This is a genomic window from Actinomadura rugatobispora (assembly GCF_042656285.1).
GTDB classification, from domain to species: domain Bacteria; phylum Actinomycetota; class Actinomycetes; order Streptosporangiales; family Streptosporangiaceae; genus Spirillospora; species Spirillospora rugatobispora.
In genome coordinates this window covers 19,443-36,889 of record NZ_JBHSON010000041.1, presented here as the reverse complement: position 1 = coordinate 36,889, position 17,447 = coordinate 19,443, and the positions used below count along the sequence as shown (strand labels likewise).

The following is a 17,447-nucleotide window of genomic DNA, read 5'->3' as shown; positions in this document are numbered from 1 at the left end:
CGCTCGCGCCCTCGCACGGCCGCGTGCGGCATGTCCGGCCCGTTCCACCCCGGAACGGCGGGCCCTCCGGGCGGCACCGCGCCGTTTTCTCAGTACAGGCCGGCGTTCCTCAATATGACGAGGAGGAAGGGATGGAGCAGTTCGGATTTCGCGGCTTCGAGTTCACGCAGTTCCGCGGGCGAGTACCACCGGATCCATTCATGGGTCCGGTCGGCGGCGGCGACGGCCTCGACATCGTCATCGGTGCACTCGTACCTCATCACCGTGATGACGGTCTGGAAGCCTGCCTCCTCGGGTGGAGCGGTCCTGCTGCCCCACATGACGTTGTAGACGTTGTCCAGCGCGAGCCGGTCCCGGTCCACCTGGAGGGCGATCTCCTGTTCGAGGACGCGCTCGGCGGTGCCGGCCAGTTGCTCGCCGGGTTTCATCCGCCGCCCGAAGACCCAGAACCTGCCGCGGAGCGGCACGTCCTTGCGGTAGCCGAGGAGGATCTCCCCCGCGGGCGAATGGACGATGACATCGACGTTGGCCTGTACCAGGTGGTCGAGCGCCCGGCCGTAATCGTCGAGCGGCAGGCCGAAGTCCGGGACGTCGCGCGGAAGGAAATCGTCTTCGACGAGTTCATGAATGGCAGGTCTCATCGCCGGACTCCTGGCTCGGGTCAGCCGTCGGTGGCGACGACCTCCATATCGGAAGTGTCGCAGACAGATCCCGCTTTCTGCAACTATCACATTGATATTCAAGACTCGCATTTTGGCACCATTTATGGGATGCCCAAATCGAGGAGAGAAAGGCAATGGGAGGGCAAAAACCGGCCGTCTACCAGGCCCGATCTCGGTGCTTCCGCCGTCCCGGTCACCGAATAAGGGACACCCGGCGACGACCGGCGCGAGGGGCCACCGTTCAGCCGGCCGGGCCGTCGTCGACCGCGTAGACCGAGCCCGCCATGAGCCGGCGGGCGGTCCGGATCGCGCCGACCGAGCGCACGGGCGGGTCGGCGGCGGGGGCGACGTCGGCGAGCACCTCGACGACCCCTCGCGGATGCCTGACGCGAACGCTCTCCCCGCTCACGCCGCGTGCCGCGCCCGACGGGACGGTGCCCGGCAGGCGCACCGCGGCGGCCAGGCACAGCGCCCCCGTCATCGGCAGCGCGTGGTGGATCTTGCCCATGGAGACGCCGAGCGCGGCGATGTGGTGGTCTCCGTCCGCCGGCTCGGCGACGAGCACGATGCGCGGCACGATCGGTGAGAGCCGGGCCGCCTCCCGCGGTGAGGCGGCGCGTCCGAGCGCGACCGCCGCCTCACCGCGCAGCCGCTCCACCCGGGCCAGGAGCGCGCCGTCCTGGTTGAGCGCGGGCGGGCTCGCGTCGCGCAGGTCCACCGCGAGGTCCTCGGCACGGGCGAACACGTAGGGGTGGGTGACGTCCAGGATCGTCACCTCGACGGGCCCGTCCTCGCCGTCCAGCTCCTGCGCCGGCGCGGACGCCGGGAAGCACGGCCCGAGGCCGACGTACCGGGTGACGACCGGCGCGCCGGGACGCCGGATGCCCGGGATGCGGTGCGTCCCCTCGGCGAGCGCGCGCCCGTCGCGCACCGGCACCTCGGCCAGGATCCGCACGCCGGTGTTGCCGTTGCGCATCCGCACCCGCGTCACCGGCTCGACGGCCTCCACCAGTCCTTCGTCGACCGCGAAGGGCCCGACGGCCGAGGTGAGGTTGCCGCAGTTGCCCGACCAGTCCACGATCGGCTGGTCCACCCCGACCTGGGCGAACCAGTAGCACACATCGTCGCCGCCGCTTCCGGGCTCGACCACGACGACCTTGCTGGTGCTGGAGTGCGTGCCGCCGAGGCCGTCGATCTGCATCGGGTCGGGGCTGCCCATGAGGTCGAGCACGAGCGCGTCCCGTGCGGGGCCGGGCGGCGGCAGGTCGCGCGCGTGCAGGAACAGGCCCTTGCTCGTGCCGCCCCGCATCAGCACGGCCGGGATGGCCTTCGCCATGAGCCGTCACCCCCTTCGTCCGCTCCGGAATCCTGTCATGCGATCCGGACGGCCCTGCCCTCCAGGCCGTCGACCGGTTCGAACCTGGTCAGCACCTCGGGATCGTGCCCGGGCACGATCAGCTCGGGCGAGCCGGCCAGGCGGCGCATGAGGTCGAAGGTGTCGTACATCGCGGGCAGTTCGGTGAGGACGCCGAACGGGGCGTCGTCCTCGACGTTGGCGTACAGGTGCGAGGCGTCGGCCGCCAGCACGACGGTCCCGCGCCCGGTGGCCACGCTGACGATCTGCATCCCGGCGGTGTGCCCGCCGACGTGGTGGACGCGCACGCCGGGCACCACCTCGTGCTCGCCGTCCACGTACAGCAGCCGCCCGTCGAGCCCGTACCCGGCCAGCCGCTCGATGTCGTCGCGCTCGACGAGCCTGCGGAACTCGCGGCGCGCGGCGTGCCTGCCGGTCCAGAACGCCATCTCCCTGCCCTGGACGACGAACCTGGCGTCGGTGAACGCCCCCAGGTCGCCGACGTGGTCGTAGTGGAAGTGGGACAGGATCACGTAGGGCACGGCGGCGCAGTCGGTGCCGAGCCCGGCCAGGGCCTCCGACGGGGCGCACCAGTGCTCGCGGCGGCGGCGCGCCGCCGTCTCGGCCGTGAACCCCGCGTCCACCACGATGTCGTGGCCGGGCGACCGGATGAGCCAGACGAAGTAGTCGAGTTGGACGGGCCGGTCCATCGGCTCGGCCGCCGATCCGTAGAAGTAGTCCCCGTGCTTGCCGCCGGGGTGCTGGCCGAACTTGATCGCGTAGACCTCGTGCGCCGTGGTCGCCGCGGTCGCCGTGGTCGTGGTCTCGCTGCCGCTCACTGCCACCTCACTGCCACCTCACTGATCGATCACCCGCACGACGACGGTGTGGTACTCCTCCTCGTGCCCCGCCCCGCACGCGGCGTCGAGCAGCTCGTGCGCGAGCAGGGCGGCGGGCAGCCGCAGGCCGGCCTGCTCGGCCAGGTCGAGGGCGTACCCGATGTCCTTGCGCATGTAGGAGGCGGGGAAGGCGCCGCGGGGGTGGGTGTCGGGCAGCAGCGCCTTGCGGCCGTGGTTGTCCAGGGCGAAGCTGGCGGCCGATCCGGCGGCCAGCGCGTCGAAGAGCGTCTCGTCGCCGACCAGCCCGGTGCGCCTGGCCAGCGTGACCGCCTCGGCCAGCGCCACGACGGTCTCGAAGACGACCAGGTTGTTCACCAGCTTGACCAGGGCGCCCGCGCCGGGCGGTCCGCAGTGCCGCACCTCCGTCGCCATGCAGCGCAGGTAGGGCTCGACGCGGTCGAAGGCGGCGGCGTCGGGAGCGCCGACGGTGATGCTCAGGGTGCCGTCGACGGCCGCCTGCCTGGTCCGTGCGACGGGCGCGTCGAGAAACAGGACGTCCTGTTCGGCCAGGGTGGCGGCCAGACGCTGGGCCAGCTGGACGGGCGAGGTGCTCAGGTCGACCACGGTCTGCCCCGGGCGGGCGTGCGGCAGCAGCTCGTTCAGGACGACGTCCTCGACCTGCGGCCCGCCGGGCAGCGACAGGAAGACGACGTCGGCGCGTTCGGCCACCTCCGCCGCCGAAGCCGCCCGCTCCGCCCCTGCGGCCTCCAGTGCCTGCGCGTTCACGTCGAACGCGGTCACCGGGACGCCCGCGCGGCGCACGAGGTTGCGGCACATCGGCCCGCCCATGACGCCGAGGCCGATGAAGCCGAGTCTGGTGCTCATGACGTTCCCTCCTCCGGGGACGGGGTGGCGTAGCGGGCCTCGAGCTCCTCGAACTCGGCCCGCCGGACCAGGCGCTGCCGCTCCTCCCAGCTCGCGAGCCGCTCCTCTCCCGGGACGGTGCCGGCGCGCAGCGTCCGCAGCGCGTCCTGGACGCCCTTCAGCCCGGCCAGCAGCGGCAGGTTGGCGTGCAGCACGATCGCGAACCCCAGCTCGCGCAGCCGCCGCTCGGGCAGCATGGGCGTGACGCCGCCGTGCACCAGGTTGATGACCTGCGGCCCGCGCACCCTGGCCGCGACGGCCTCGACCTCGGCCTCCGACCGCGGCGCCTCGACGAACACCACGTCGGCGCCGGCGTCGCGGTAGGCGTTGGCGCGGTCGCACGCCTCGTCGAGCCCGGCGACGGCGCGCGCGTCGGTGCGCGCGACGATCAGGGTGCCGTCGTCGCGCCGGGCGTCCACCGCGGCGCGGATCTTGGCGATCATCTCCGCGGCCGGGACGACGCCCTTGCCCGCGAAGTGGCCGCACCGCTTGGGGAAGGTCTGGTCCTCGATCTGGATCGCGGCGGCACCGGCGCGCTCCAGGTCCCGCACGGTGCGGCGGACGTTGATCGGGTTGCCGAACCCGGTGTCGGCGTCGACGATCAGCGGCACGCTCACCGCCTCGCGGATCGCCGCCACGTGCGCGAGCATCTCGCCGAAGGTCAGCAGGCCGATGTCGGGCACCCCGAGGTGGGTGTTGGCCACGCCGGCGCCGGTGACGTAGAGGCTCTCGAACCCGCAGTCCTCGATCACCCGGGCGGTCAGGGCGTTCGCGGCGCCGGGCACGACCAGCGGCCGTCCCGCGCCGAGCAGCGCGCGCAGGCCGCTCATCCGGCGGCCCCGGTCGCGCGGGCCGCGGCGTTCTCCCCGGCGATCCTGCCGAACACCGCGCCGCGCACGAGACCGGAGCCCGCGGCGTAGTTGTGGTAGAAGAAGTCGCCCGCGATCTCCCCGGTGGCGTACAGGCCGGGCATCGGGCGGCCCGTCGTGTCCAGCACGCGGCCCGCGGTGTCGATCTTCAGACCGCCGTAGGTGAAGGTGATGCCGCAGGTGACCGCGTAGGCCGTGAACGGCGGCTCGTCCACGGTCTGCGCCCAGTTCGACTTGGGCGGCTGCCCCTGCGGCCCGGCCGCGACACCGTCCTTGCGCATCGGGTCGAACCGGGATCCGGCGTCGGCGGCGACGGCCGTGTTGAACGCCGACACGGTCTCGGCCAGCGCGTCCGCCGGGACGCCGAGCTTTCCGGCCAGTTCGGCGAGCGTGCCCGCCTGGACGGGCGTGCCGGTCCTGTACCGGGGCTCGAGGAGATGGGCGGTCTTCCGGTCGAACACCTGGTAGGCGACACCGCCGGTCTGCCGCATGATCGCCGCGCCGGTCTTGGCGTAGGTCAGCCAGACCTCGTTCTCGCCCTCGTCGACGAAGCGCCTGCCCTCGCCGTTGACCAGGATCGCGTACGGGTAGGAGTAGCGGCTCAGCTTGTCGGTCATGCGCAGGTCGCCCACGGGCGGGTGCGCGGCGTCCTGCGGGCTGGCGTGGCAGCCGCCCCAGTGCCCGGCGGGCTGCGCGCCGGCCAGCAGCGCCTGGGTGAGCATCGTGCCCATGTTGTAGCGGGTGCCGCGCACCCTGACCAGGTCCCAGCCCGGGCCGAGGTAGCGCAGCCGCATCTCGGGGTTGGCCTCGAACCCGCCGCTGGCGAGGACGACGGCGCCGCGGACCTCGTCGACGCCGTCCTCGCGGTGCACCAGGACGCCGTCGACGGCGGCGCCCCTGGTGATGAGGCCGGCGGCGGGCGCTCCGTACCGGATCTCGATGCCGGCGCGCTCGACGGCGGCGAACAGCCGCTCCATCAGCCCCACGCCCTCGCCCTTGGCGCGGATCGCGCCGCCGGGCGGCAGCTCGTGGACGCCGTCGAGGTTGTCCAGGTCGAAGAGCTTGTTGGCGGTCAGCTCCCACTCCACGCCCTGGCGCCGCATCCATTCGAGGGTCTCGAAGGAGCGGTCGACGACGGTGTCCACCAGGTCGCGCGGCGGGCGGCCCATGGCGGCGGCCAGCCACTCCTCGGCGTAGCGCCGCCTGGTGTACGGCCCGACCGACACCCTTCGCAGCACCTTCTCGTCCGAATCGGCCAGCAGCGGGCGCAGCGACTCCAGGCCGTCGTGGGCGGCGCGGAAGATGCCGCCGGAGAAGCGGCTGTTGCCGCCGCGCTCCTCCTCCGGGGCGGCCTCCAGCACGATCACGCGGGCGCCCGCCTCGTGCGCGGCCAAAGCGGCCACCAGCGCCGCGTTGCCCGCGCCGACGACGACGACATCGGTCTCCGTCATGGACAAGACATCTTCCTTTCGGTGGGGAGAGGGGAGGGCGGCGAGCCGGCGAGCCCGGCGCGCGAGGTCTCGGGCGCCGCGTACACGGCCACCGCGCTGATCAGGGCGGTGAGCGCCATGTACCCGGCGAAGTACCACGGCCGGCCGTCGCCGAACCCGACGAGCGCGGTGGCGATCATCGGCAGCGGCCCGCCGAACAGCGCGCCCGCCACCTGGTAGCCCAGGGACAGGCCGGTGTAGCGGACCGAGGTCGGGAACAGCTCGGAGAAGAAGCTCGCCTGCGTGCCGTACACGGCCGAGTGCCCGAGGCCCATGCAGACGGCGATGCCGGCGAACAGCGCCGGCCCCGAGCCCCCGTCGATCAGCCAGAAGAACGGGAACGTCGTCGCCGCGAGGAAGGCCAGGCCGCCGAGGTAGACCGGCCGCCTGCCGACCCGGTCGGACAGGTGGGCGAACGCGGGCAGCGTGCACGTCTCGATCAGCGCGGCGACGCTGACCGCCACCAGCACCAGGCCGGTGGAGTAGCCGAGCGTCGAGGTCGCGTAGGTCAGGATGAACGTGGCGAAGGTGTAGAAGTAGGTGTTCGGCGCGATGTGCGCGGCGATGAGCAGCGCGATCCTGCGCGGGTGGCGGCTGACGGCCTCGACCAGCGGCACCCGCACGACCTCCCGGGCCTGCTTGGCGTCCTCGAAGGCGGGGCTCTCCACGATCCGCATCCTGATCACGAGCCCGACCAGGACGAGCACGAAGCTGAGCAGGAACGGCACCCGCCAGCCCCACGCGTGGAAGGCGTCCTCGGGCAACGCGGTGAAGAAGGCGTAGAAGACGCCCGTGCCGAGCACGAGCCCGGCGGGCACGCCCATCTGCGCCCAGCTCGCCGCCAGCCCGCGCCGCCCGTCGCGGGCGTGCTCCACGGCCAGGACGACGGCGCCGCCGTACTCGCCGCCGGCCGAGTCGCCCTGGACGAAGCCCAGCGCCACCAGCAGGACGGGCGCGGCGACGCCGATGCTCGCGTACGTCGGCAGGACGCCGATGAGCATGGTCGCCACGCCCATGCCCACGACGGTGACGACGAGCATCGTCTTCCTGCTGGCCCGGTCGCCGAAGTGCCCGGCCAGCACGCCGCCGAGGGGGCGGGCCAGCCAGCCGGTGGCGAACGTGGCGAAGGCGAGCATGGTGCCCGCGGCAGGCGAGAACTCGGGGAAGAACAGCTCGTTCAGGACGAGGGCCGCCGAGGTCCCGTAGATGAAGAAGTCGTACCACTCGACGGTGGTTCCGATCAGGGTCGCGAGCGCGACGCGCCGGCTCTGTCCGGACATGAGTCACCTCGGTAAGGGGGTGGGGCGAGGCTCTCGGAGGTGGGGAGGGGCGGGGGGTAAGGGGGTCAGGTGCGGATGGAGAACGGGTCCCTGGCGGCGCCGGAATAGTCGATCATCACGTTCTGGACGTAGGTGTACTCGGCGAGCGCCTCCTCGCCGCGCTCGCGGCCGTACCCGCTGCGCTTGACGCCGCCGAACGGGGCCTGCGCGGCGGTGGCGCGGTAGGTGTTGACCCAGACCGACCCGGCCTCCAGGCGTTCGGTGACGCGGTGCGCGCGGTCGATGTCGCCGGTCCAGACCCCGGCGGCCAGGCCGTAGTCGATGTCGTTGGCGATCCGGACGGCCTCGTCCTCGTCGTCGAACGGGATGATCGACAGCACCGGGCCGAAGATCTCCTCGGCGGCGACGCGCATGCCGGGCGACACGTCCCCGAAGACGGTCGGCCGGATGAACAGCCCCTCGCCCGCGCCCTCGGCGGGGCCGCCGCCGGTGAGCAGGGCGGCGCCCTCGTCGCGTCCGGCCTCGATCAGGGCGAGGATCCGGTCGAACTGGGGACGGTTGGCCACCGGGCCCATCTCCGTGCCGGGGTCGAGCGGGTCGCCCAGCCGGATCCGGCCGGCCCGCTCCACGATGGCGCCGGCCACCCGCTCGTACACGGGCCGGTGCACCAGCAGCCGGGAGCCGGCGATGCAGGTCTGCCCCGCCGCGCCGAAGATCCCGGCCACCGCGCCGACGACCGCGCGGTCGAGGTCGGCGTCCGCGAAGACGATGTTGGGCGACTTGCCGCCGAGTTCGAGCGTGAGCGGGACCAGCCGGCGGGCGGCGGCCTCCGCCACCCGGGTGCCCGTCGCGCTGCCCCCGGTGAAGCTGATCTTGCCGATGCCCGGATGCCCGGTCAGCGCGTCGCCGACCGCGCCGTCGCCGGTGACGACGTTGACCACGCCGGGCGGGAAGCCCGCCTCGGCGGCCAGCAGGCCGAGCTCGCAGGTGGTCACCGACGCGTGCTCCGACGGTTTGACCACCACGGTGTTGCCCGTGGCGAGCGCCGGGGGCAGCTTGTTGGCCAGCAGCGCGATGGGCGAGTTCCAGGCGGTCACGAGCCCGGCGACGCCGTACGGGCGGCGGCGGGTGAAGTCGAACATGCCCGGATGGTCGAGCGGCACCGTCCGGCCGTAGAGCTTGTCGGCGTACCCGGCGAAGAACCGCAGGTTGCGCGCGGCGAAGCCCATCTGGTTGCGGGTCTCGCGGATGACCTTCCCGTTGTCGCGGGTCTCCATCTCGGCGATGGCGTCGGCCCGGGACTCCAGCAGGTCGGCCAGGGCGGTCATCAGCCGGGCGCGCTGCACGCCCGGGGTGGTCCGCCACGTGTCGTGGAACGTCCGGGTCGCCGCCTCCACGGCCCGGTCGACGTCACCGGTGGTCGCGGTGGGCACGGTCGCCCAGGCCTGGCCGGTGTAGGGGTTGAACGATTCGAAGCGGGCGGTGCCGTCCTCCGGAGCACCGTCGATGACCATGCGCGCGTGCTTCACGGCCGGGTCCCCTCCTGCCCGCCGAGGTCCAGGCGCCGGTCGCCGGTCGCCCTGGGCTCGCCGCCCGTCCCTTCGATCAGCTGCCTGACGCTCCGCCGGGACGACTCCAGGTGGGCGTGCATGGCCGCGCCGGCCGCCTCCGGGTCGCGTGCGCGTATCGCCTCGTAGATGCGCAGGTGCTCCTCGTAGGCGGCCTGAGCCCGCCCCGGCACCTCGCCCGAGCGCGCCCGGGCGAGCTGGAACTGCGTCGCCACGCTCCGGGCCGTCTCCACCAGCTTCAGGTTGCCGCTCATGTCGAGGACCTGCTGATGGAAGTCAAGGTCGCGGGGGTAGGAGTGATCGGGGTCGGCCAGGGCCTCCCTCGTGCTGGCCAGCAGCCGCTCCAGCGCGTCGAGCAGGGCGTCGTCCGCGCGCTCGGCGGCCAGCGCGGCCGCCTTGCACTCCAGCGCCTGCCGCACCTCGGCGAGCTGGTCGATGGTGTCGGCGTCGAAGGTGGCCACGAACATGCCGCGGCCCGGAACCGCGCGCACGATGCCCTCGGCGGCCAGCGCCTGCAGCGCCTCCCGGATCGGCGACCGGCTGATCGACAGCGTCTCGGCGAGGTTCAGCTCGTTCAGCCGCTCCCCCGGCCCGAACCGTCCGGAGAGGATGAGCTGCCGGATGATCACGGCGACCTCGTCGGCGAAGCGGCGGGCCTGGAACACCGAGCTGTCGAAGCCTTCCGGCAGTCCCTTGCGGTCACGTGCGGGCGACATTGAACCTGCCAATCTGTCGTCTGTCGACAGACGACAAAGTAACCCAGCGCCCCCCTCGTCACAAGAGCTGATCGTGATCCGGGTCCGCGGACCCTTAGGGGACGTATCGGAAGGGACGATTCAAAGTCGGTTTCTCCGAGAATTCCGGCATGCCGATCCGCGGGTGATGCATCATGGTCACCGATCTTTCTCGGCACGGGACGCCCGTCGTCCGGGCCCGTCGTGACCTTCCGCCCGCACCCTTCCCAAGGATGATGGATGTCAGTACAGGCAGGCCGGTCCGGCAACGACCGAGCGGCCTTGGGACGTGCCCTGTTGACCTGGTCGGCCGCGGCGCTCGTCGCCGGAGTCGCCTGGGTCGCGGTCTACCTGACGTCCGGGTCCCCCGATCCGCTGCTGGGCCTGTACGGCGGCGTGGCGGGCCTGGCGTTCAGCCTGGCGGTCGCGGCGGCGGTCTACTTCGCCGAGCGCGCCCGCCGGATCGGCACCGTGCTGGCGGGGGTGGAGAGCGACGGAGAGCGGCTGGACCACCGGCTCCGCGAACTGGTGGACGGTCCGCTGCCCGTGCTGGTCGCCCGGCTGAGGAAGGGGATGGAGCCGGAGGCCGCGCTGACCGGGTTCCCGGCCGTGCCCGACCCCGTGCTCAGGCGCCTGCTGCACCTCGTCGTCGACGGCGTCGCGTCGGGCACGCGCGAGGCGGAGGCGGCGCGGAAGGAGGCGGCCGCGCTGGCGGACGAGGCGGTCTGGCTGGCCGACACGGCGATCCCCGAGGTGGTCGGCCGGCTGCGCGGCGGCAAGTCCTCGGCCCCCGCGGCGCTCGCCGAGCTTCCCGAACCCCGGCACGAGGCCGCGCGCCGGGTGCTGGGCCGGTTCGCCGACGAGCTGGCCTCCGGGGAGCGCACCAGCGCCGCCGCCATGGGCGCCTGCGCGAACGCGGCGGCGCGGATCCAGGCGCAGACGACCCGGATGCTCGCCCAGCTGCGCGAGCTCGAGGACCGCCACGGCGACGACCAGGTCTTCGGCGACCTGCTCGCCCTCGACCACGACGTCTCGCAGCTGGGCCGGCTGGCCGACAGCATCGCGCTGCTCAGCGGCGGCCGGTCGGGGCGGCGCTGGACCAAGCCGATCGTCATGGAGAGCATCGTGCGCGGCGCCATGGGCCGGATCAGCGCCTACCGGCGCGTCCAGTACCACTCGACGGGCAACGCCGCGGTCGCCGGGTTCGCCGCCGAGGGCGTGATGCACGCGCTGGCCGAGCTCATGGACAACGCGGCCAACTTCTCCCCGCGCGGCAGCGTGGTGCACGTGTACGTCGAGGAGGAGGACGCCGGGGTCGTGGTCATGATCGAGGACGCCGGGCTGGGCATGCGGCGGCGCGAGCGCGAGCGCGCCGAGCGGCTGGTCTCCGAGGCGGCCGACCTCACCTCGATCCCCGGGACGCGGCTGGGCCTGGCGGTGGTGGGCCGGCTGGCCCGCAAGCACGACCTGCGGGTCAGCTTCCGGCCCTCCTCGCGCGGCGGCATCGGCGTGGTCGTCCTGGTCCCGAGCAAGCTCATCACGCACGTCGCGGTGGAGGCGCCGTTCCCCGAGCACGGCCCGGCCGTGACCGGCCGGGCGGGCGGCCACAGCTCGGGGGCGTTCCCCGTCTCGCCGCCCGCCGGCACCGGTGAGAGCCGGATCTCCGTCCCGGCCGACCCGGGCGGCGACGCCGATCTGCCCAAACGCCGGAGGGGAGCCGCCCTCGCCAAGGCCCCGGGCACGAGCGCCCCGGACGCCGCCGTGCCGCGCGCCCGCGACACCGGCACCCGCTTCGCGGCGTTCCGCCAGTCGGCCTCCGGGCGCGGCCGCACCACCGACGGCGCGGCCGGCCGGCACGCGCAGAAACAGGACGAGCAGAAACAGGACGAGCAGGGACGGCACGCGCAGGAAGGGGACGCGCAGGGACGGTCCGGCGCGGACCCGGATTCCTAGAGCGCGCGTGCGCGACCGCCGCGCGACGCTCACATGACAGGACGACTGAGGGGAGGAGGGGCGCAGCCGACCGGCCGCGTCCCGGAAACCGATGAGCACCGATCAGCGCGACCTCGACTGGCTGCTGGCGACCCTCGTGGACCGCGCGCCCGGCGTACGGCACGTCCTGGTGCTGTCCAAGGACGGCCTGAAGATCTGCCACACGCCGGGGCTCGACGAGGACAAGGCCGACCAGCTGTCGGCCATCGCCTCGGGCATCCAGAGCCTGTCGCTGAGCGCCTCCGGGGAGTTCGGCAACGGGATCGGCGCGGGCCAGTCCATGGTGGAGTTCCCCGGCGGGGTGCTGCTCATCGTGCCCGCGGGCCAGGGCGCCCACCTGGCCGTGGTCGCCGACGAGATCGCCGACGTGGGGCTGGTGGGCCACAGCATGCACGAACTGGTCGAGCAGATCGGCGGCTACCTGACCGCGGCGCCGCGCACTCCCGGACCCGACGCGCACCCATGAACCCGCGTCCGCTGGACAAGGAGAACCCCGACCGGCTCTACACCGTGACGGGCGGGCGCAGCCGCGTCGAGGGCGACGAACTCGACGTGGTCTCGCTGATCGTCGCCGAGGACGACCCGGTGCCCGGCATGCAGTCCGAGCACGCCGCGATCCTGCGGCTGTGCCGGCACAGCCCGGTCGCGGTCGTCGAGCTGTCCTCCCATCTGGAGATGCCGGTGAGCGTGGTGAAGATTCTGCTGCTGGACCTGCGGGACGCCGGCCGCGTCACCGTCCGCCACCCGTCCTCGGCCGCCGCGCCCGCGCACACGGCCGACCTGGAAACGCTGAAGCAGGTGCTCGTTGGACTCCAAGACCTCTGATCCCGCCGCGGGCCCGCGGTCCGGCCCGCTCCCGGGCACGCCGCTGCGCCGCACCGTCCGGGACGCCTCCAAGATCGTGATCGTCGGCGGATTCGGCGTCGGCAAGACCACCATGGTCGGCTCGGTCAGCGAGATCCGCCCGCTCAGCACCGAGGAGGTCATGACCAAGGCCGGCGTCGGGATCGACGACCCCAGCCAGGTCGCGCACAAGAGCACCACCACGGTCGCGTTCGACTTCGGCCGGATCACGCTGAACGCGCAGCGGGTCCTCTACCTGTTCGGGGCACCGGGCCAGGAGCGGTTCTGGTTCCTGTGGGACCAGCTGTTCTCCGGCAGCCTGGGCGCGGTGGTGCTGGTCGACACCCGCCGGCTGGAGGACTCCTTCTACTGCCTGGACCGGCTGGAGGCGCACGGGATGCCGTTCGTGGTCGCGGTCAACCGGTTCGCCGGGCCCCGGCCCCCGATCGAACGGGTCCGCGACGCGCTCTCGCTGCCCGACGGCATCCCGCTGGTCGACTGCGACGCGCGGGCGCGGGAGTCGTCCAAGACCGTGCTGATCACGCTCGTCCGCCACCTCGCCCGCCTCCAGGACCCGACGGCCTTCGAGGAGATCGCGCCGTGACCGAACGCACCGATCCGTCCGCGCAGGACGGCCTTCCGCACCCGCCCACCGCGACGGCCGCCGGCCCGGGCGCGGGCCTCGAGGTCGAGCCGGTCAGGCTGACCGGGACGGGTGTCGCCCGCGAGCCCGAGGCCTTCTACCACCGGCTGCGGCACGAGTACGGCCCGGTGGTGCCCGTCCTGCTGGACGGCGACGTGCCCGCGTGGTTCGTGGCGGGCTACCGGGAGATCCACCACATCACCAGCAACCCCCGGCTGTTCGCGCGCGACTGCCGGCGCTGGAACGCCTGGGACCAGGTGCCCGACGACTGGCCGCTGATGCCCTACGTCGGCTGGGCCCCGTCGGTGATGTTCGCCGAGGGCGAGGAGCACCAGCGGCGGGCGGGTGCGATCGGCGACGCGCTGGACGCCGTCGACCGCACCGAACTCGCCCAGATCTGCGAGGAACTCGCCGACGGCCTCATCGACGGGTTCGCCGGCGACGGGCGGGCCGACCTGATCGCGCAGTATTCGCACCGGATCCCGCTGCTGGTCATCGCCCGCCTCTTCGGGCTGCCCGACGCCGACGTGCCGGCCCTGGTCCAGGACGTGGCCGAGTCGCTGAACGTCGACGCCGACGCGGCCGCCGCCCACCAGCGCATCCAGGAGCGCATGCGGCGGCTGGTGACCGAACGGGAGCGGCGGCCGGGACCGGACGTCCCGTCCCGCCTGCTGGGCCACCCGGCCGGGCTCACCGCCGAGGAGGTGACCATCGACCTGCTGGTGGTGATGGCCGCGGCGCAGCAGCCCACCGGCAACTGGATCGGCAACACCCTGCGGCTGATGCTCGTCGACGACCAGTTCTCGATGGAGTTGCAGGGCGGCCGCAACAGCGTCGACCAGGCGCTCACCCAGGTGCTGTGGGAGGACACCCCCACCCAGAACTTCATCGGCCGCTGGGCGGTGCACGCCTGCCGGCTCGGCGGCCGCGACATCCGCGCCGGCGACCTGCTGGTCCTGGGCCTGGCGGCGGCCAACACCGACCCCTCGGTGCGGCCGGCCGAGCGCGGTGACCCGGGCAACCGCGCGCACATGTCGTTCGGGCACGGCGAGCACGGCTGCCCCTTCCCCGCCCCCGAGCACGCCGAAGTGATCGCCAAGGTGGCCATCGAGGTGCTGCTCGACCGGCTGCCCGACATCGAGCTGGCCGTCCCGGACCGGACGCTGGAATGGCACGCGTCGCTGTGGATGCGCGGGCTGCATTCGCTGCCCGTCGCGTTCACCCCGGCCGCCGACCAGCTCGGCGGGACGAGCCCGCTCGCCCCGCCGCCCTTCGTCCCGCCCGAGGTCACGCCGCAGGCGTGAACTCCAGCGGCAGCGCCCCCGGGCCGCGGGTGAACACCCCGCGCTCGACCGGCGCCGCCCCTTCGGCCAGCCGCACGTCCGGCATGGCGTCCAGCAGCATGTTCGCGCCGACCTCCACCTCGGTCTTGGCCAGCAGCGCCCCCACGCAGAAGTGGCGGCCCAGCGCGAAGGCCAGGTGGTCGGCCGCGGCCGAGAACGCGTTGGTGGTGGTCAGGTCGCTCCGGAAGAGGTCGAAGCGATCGGGGTCGGCGTAGCGGTCGGGGTCGCGGTTGGCCGCGCCGATCAGGGCGGTGACGGTGCTGCCGGCGGGAATCGCGACGCCGCTCAGCTCGACGTCCTCGGCCGGCTGCCGCATGATCATGTGGACCGGCGGCGTGAAGCGCAGCGTCTCGGCGAACGCCTGCGGGATCAGGCCGCGGTCCTCCCGCACGGCGGCGAGCTGGTCGGGGTGGGCGAGCAGGTTGGCGAACAGCGCGGAGATGGCCTTGTCGGTGGTCTCCCCGCCCGCCGCGAGCAGCAGGCTGACGAACGCCTTGATGTCCTCGTCGCTCATCCGGGTGCCGTCGACCTCCGCCAGGCACAGCTTCGACAGCAGGTCGTCGCCCGGGTCCTCCCGGCGGCGGGCGATGATCGGCAGCATGTAGGCGGCCAGCTCGTCGCGGGTGCGCACGCCCGCGGCGGCCACGTCCGGGTCCTGGGTGAGGTTGCCCAGGAATGCGATGATCGAGGTGTACCACTTCTGGAACCGGGCGTGGTCGGCCTGGTCGAGCCCCAGCATGTCGACGATCACGTTGATCGGGAAGTGGGTGCTGAACTGGCCGACCAGCTCGACCCGGCCGTCGGCCCGGAACGCGTCGATCAGCGTGCGCGCGTTCCGCTCGATCACCGGCAGGAACCTCTCCTGCAGCTCGCTCCCGCGGAAGGCGGGGGCGACCAGCCCGCGGCGCACCGCGTGCTCCCGGCCGCTGAGCTGGAGGATGGTGCGGCCGTGCACCGGCTCGAGCTGCCAGTCGTAGTTGGCGGTGGTGAAGATCTGGTCGCGGAAAGCGCGTGACACATCCTCGTAGCGCGACACGACATAACTCTGCGTGCCCTCGTGCCAGTAGACCGGGGCATTCTCGCGGAATATCCGGTAGGCCGCGTAGGGATCGGCGGCGAACTCGGCTGACACGATGTCGGGCATCTCTGGAATCACGGTCACGCGCAACGCTCCTGGCAGACGGTCCGGACAAACGTTCCATTCCGAGCCTAGGGAGGCATCGCCCGGCACATCCACGGTTCGATCTTGATCGTTGTTTCGGTCACAAAAGCAGCATGACCGAAACCGGGCGCCGTCGACGCCCGCGGCGCGGCCGACAGGCCGGGGCCGCGAAGGGCCCCGGCCTGGTCCGGTCCGCGCGGCCCGGCGTCAGATACGGCGGTTGATCGTGGTGGAGGGATCGATCTGGAAGCTCCCCGAGATCCCCGGGGACTGGCCGTTCTGGAAGGGGAAGCAGGTCGCGTTCGAGATGACGAGGCTCCCGCTGTCCTCCGGCTCGTCGATCGTCAGGGTATCCGTGAAGTTGTTGTAGGTCCCGTGCAGCGTCCCGGTGACGCGCCAAACGCACCCGGGGCCGGAGAACCGTAGCCCGAAATCGGTGATCCTGATGTCGACGATGCCACCGGACTGGGAGTCGGCGTAGACCTTCCAGGCGCTGAGCATCTCCACGTTGAGCGTCAGCCCGAGAGGACCTTGGGCGCCGTTACAGGTCAGGTAGTTCAGATAGCCCACACGGTCGAGCCCCGGATCCGGGACTCCGCCGATCGGCTGATCGTCGAAAAGGTCGCCTTCGACGAAGGGCTGCTGGATAATGATCGTGGCGCCGTTGTTGGTGACCTGGAGACTGTTGCCGTAAAGCACGACCTCGCCGCCCGGAACGACGTCCCAGTTGCCGTCCAGGGCGCGGGCGGGAACGGCGGACAGGCCGACGACCAGAGCGATCGTCAGGGCGGCCGCCAGTATTCTTCTGATGTGGGCCATGTTCGCCTCCGGAGGCGTCCGTCTTGCCGGGGCGGGGCCGAAGGCTTTTCGGCAGGCCGCCATGACCGAGAGATTAAGCAGGTGCCATCGGCTCGACAAGAGGCGGGTCGCCGGGAATCGATAATGGCCGCATTCCTTGTCATCGCATGATGAGCCGGCGAGCGGGTTTTATCATGATCACCATGATCGATTCTTTTCGGGGAAATGCTCGCCGGTGGAGCCGGCCCGGTGGCCGAGGCGGCGGCGGAGCGCGAGGAGGAGCAGCAGCACGGCGGTCGCCGCGGCCACGGGGCCGACGCGCTTGATGATCCCGCCGCCCGCGGCGCCGAGAAGGTCGATCGGTTCGGCCGACGCACGGGAGGCGGGGGCGGCTCCGGCCGTGAGCGTGGAGGACTCCACGCGGCCGTCCCCGGTCGCCGGCAGGCCGGGGGCGTCCGCCCGGTCCGGCTCGGTGCCGCCGTCCGCGGAGCCCGCGGAGATCACCTCGGCGAGGTTGGCGGCGAACTGGCCGATGAGCGTGCCCGCCACCTCCGCCAGGGCGCCGCGGCCGAACTGGGCGGGTTTGCCGGTGATGGCGAGATCGGTCTCCACCAGGACGTCGGTCGCCCCGGCGGACTCCACGAGCCGGCAGGTGATGACGGCCTTCGCGGTGCCGTTGCCGCGGGTCTCGCGGCCGGTGGCCTCCAGGACCGCGACCCCGGCGTCCTCGTCCTGGGAGACGAAGGTGACGGTGCCGTTGTAGGTCAGGCCGATCGGGCCGAGCTTGACCTTGATCTTGCCGGTGTAGCGGTCGCCGTCGCGGGCGGTCAGGGTCGCCCCGGGCACGCAGGGGGCGATCCGCTCGATGTCGAGCAGAACCTTCCACGCCTCGGGCGCCGGCACGGGAATGCTGAGGCTGTTCTCCAGCTTCATCCGGATCCTTCTT

General features: G+C 72.6%; 17 protein-coding genes. 5 read left to right on the top strand and 12 right to left on the bottom strand.

Going from position 1 to position 17,447, the window contains the following annotated elements; all coding sequences use genetic code 11:
• Nucleotides 1-89 precede the first annotated feature (89 nt).
• The 9 genes from ACFPZN_RS26970 to ACFPZN_RS26930 form a co-directional block, all read right to left on the bottom strand.
• Entirely contained in the window at nucleotides 90-641 is a 552-nt protein-coding gene (locus ACFPZN_RS26970) for an NUDIX domain-containing protein (protein ID WP_378284994.1), read from the bottom strand.
• A 262-nt stretch (nucleotides 642-903) separates the two neighbouring features.
• Nucleotides 904-1,998 (bottom strand): PrpF domain-containing protein, encoded by a 1,095-nt coding sequence (locus ACFPZN_RS26965; protein ID WP_378284993.1) that lies wholly within the window; start codon nucleotides 1,996-1,998, stop codon nucleotides 904-906.
• A gap of 35 nt (nucleotides 1,999-2,033) precedes the next feature.
• Complete coding sequence (locus tag ACFPZN_RS26960) at nucleotides 2,034-2,855, bottom strand: N-acyl homoserine lactonase family protein (protein WP_378284992.1); 822 nt, start codon at nucleotides 2,853-2,855, stop codon at nucleotides 2,034-2,036.
• An 18-nt stretch (nucleotides 2,856-2,873) separates the two neighbouring features.
• Nucleotides 2,874-3,740, bottom strand: coding sequence for an NAD(P)-dependent oxidoreductase (locus ACFPZN_RS26955; RefSeq protein ID WP_378284991.1), 867 nt, complete (start codon nucleotides 3,738-3,740; stop codon nucleotides 2,874-2,876).
• Complete coding sequence (locus ACFPZN_RS26950) at nucleotides 3,737-4,609, bottom strand: isocitrate lyase/PEP mutase family protein (RefSeq protein WP_378284990.1); 873 nt, start codon at nucleotides 4,607-4,609, stop codon at nucleotides 3,737-3,739. The genes ACFPZN_RS26955 and ACFPZN_RS26950 overlap by 4 nt, the downstream gene beginning before the upstream one ends.
• Entirely contained in the window at nucleotides 4,606-6,099 is a 1,494-nt protein-coding gene (gene tcuA, locus ACFPZN_RS26945) for an FAD-dependent tricarballylate dehydrogenase TcuA (protein WP_378284989.1), read from the bottom strand. The genes ACFPZN_RS26950 and tcuA overlap by 4 nt, the downstream gene beginning before the upstream one ends.
• Nucleotides 6,096-7,418 carry an MFS transporter gene (locus tag ACFPZN_RS26940; protein ID WP_378284988.1) on the bottom strand — a complete coding sequence of 441 codons (1,323 nt, stop codon included), beginning with the start codon at nucleotides 7,416-7,418 and terminating at the stop codon, nucleotides 6,096-6,098. Before ACFPZN_RS26940 ends, tcuA begins: the two co-directional genes overlap by 4 nt.
• 65 nt (nucleotides 7,419-7,483) lie before the next feature.
• Nucleotides 7,484-8,947, bottom strand: coding sequence for an aldehyde dehydrogenase (locus ACFPZN_RS26935; RefSeq protein WP_378284987.1), 1,464 nt, complete (start codon nucleotides 8,945-8,947; stop codon nucleotides 7,484-7,486).
• The gene (locus ACFPZN_RS26930; RefSeq protein ID WP_378284986.1) at nucleotides 8,944-9,702 is read right to left on the bottom strand and encodes a GntR family transcriptional regulator; all 759 of its coding nucleotides are present in this window, start codon (nucleotides 9,700-9,702) and stop codon (nucleotides 8,944-8,946) included. Before ACFPZN_RS26930 ends, ACFPZN_RS26935 begins: the two co-directional genes overlap by 4 nt.
• Nucleotides 9,703-9,960: 258 nt before the next feature.
• On the opposite strand from ACFPZN_RS26930, the gene ACFPZN_RS26925 reads away from it, so the two are divergent.
• The 5 genes from ACFPZN_RS26925 (at nucleotide 9,961) to ACFPZN_RS26905 (ending at nucleotide 14,502) form a co-directional block, all read left to right on the top strand.
• Nucleotides 9,961-11,673 (top strand): sensor histidine kinase, encoded by a 1,713-nt coding sequence (locus tag ACFPZN_RS26925; RefSeq protein WP_378284985.1) that lies wholly within the window; start codon nucleotides 9,961-9,963, stop codon nucleotides 11,671-11,673.
• Between the two features lie 91 nt (nucleotides 11,674-11,764).
• Nucleotides 11,765-12,178: a roadblock/LC7 domain-containing protein gene (locus ACFPZN_RS26920; protein ID WP_378284984.1), complete on the top strand. Its 414-nt coding sequence runs from the start codon at nucleotides 11,765-11,767 to the stop codon at nucleotides 12,176-12,178.
• Nucleotides 12,175-12,537: a DUF742 domain-containing protein gene (locus ACFPZN_RS26915; protein ID WP_378284983.1), complete on the top strand. Its 363-nt coding sequence runs from the start codon at nucleotides 12,175-12,177 to the stop codon at nucleotides 12,535-12,537. Before ACFPZN_RS26920 ends, ACFPZN_RS26915 begins: the two co-directional genes overlap by 4 nt.
• Nucleotides 12,518-13,159, top strand: a complete 642-nt coding sequence (locus tag ACFPZN_RS26910) for a GTP-binding protein (RefSeq protein ID WP_378284982.1) — start codon at nucleotides 12,518-12,520, stop codon at nucleotides 13,157-13,159. Before ACFPZN_RS26915 ends, ACFPZN_RS26910 begins: the two co-directional genes overlap by 20 nt.
• On the top strand, nucleotides 13,156-14,502 hold the full coding sequence (locus tag ACFPZN_RS26905) for a cytochrome P450 (RefSeq protein ID WP_378284981.1): 1,347 nt from the start codon (nucleotides 13,156-13,158) through the stop codon (nucleotides 14,500-14,502). Before ACFPZN_RS26910 ends, ACFPZN_RS26905 begins: the two co-directional genes overlap by 4 nt.
• Here ACFPZN_RS26905 and ACFPZN_RS26900 read toward each other — a convergent pair.
• The 3 genes from ACFPZN_RS26900 to ACFPZN_RS26890 form a co-directional block, all read right to left on the bottom strand.
• Nucleotides 14,486-15,685 (bottom strand): cytochrome P450, encoded by a 1,200-nt coding sequence (locus tag ACFPZN_RS26900; protein WP_378285043.1) that lies wholly within the window; start codon nucleotides 15,683-15,685, stop codon nucleotides 14,486-14,488. The genes ACFPZN_RS26905 and ACFPZN_RS26900 overlap by 17 nt on opposite strands.
• A 225-nt stretch (nucleotides 15,686-15,910) precedes the next feature.
• Entirely contained in the window at nucleotides 15,911-16,522 is a 612-nt protein-coding gene (locus ACFPZN_RS26895; protein WP_378284980.1) for a hypothetical protein, read from the bottom strand.
• Between the two features lie 177 nt (nucleotides 16,523-16,699).
• Nucleotides 16,700-17,434 (bottom strand): SRPBCC family protein, encoded by a 735-nt coding sequence (locus ACFPZN_RS26890; RefSeq protein WP_378284979.1) that lies wholly within the window; start codon nucleotides 17,432-17,434, stop codon nucleotides 16,700-16,702.
• Between the last annotated feature and the right edge of the window lie 13 nt (nucleotides 17,435-17,447).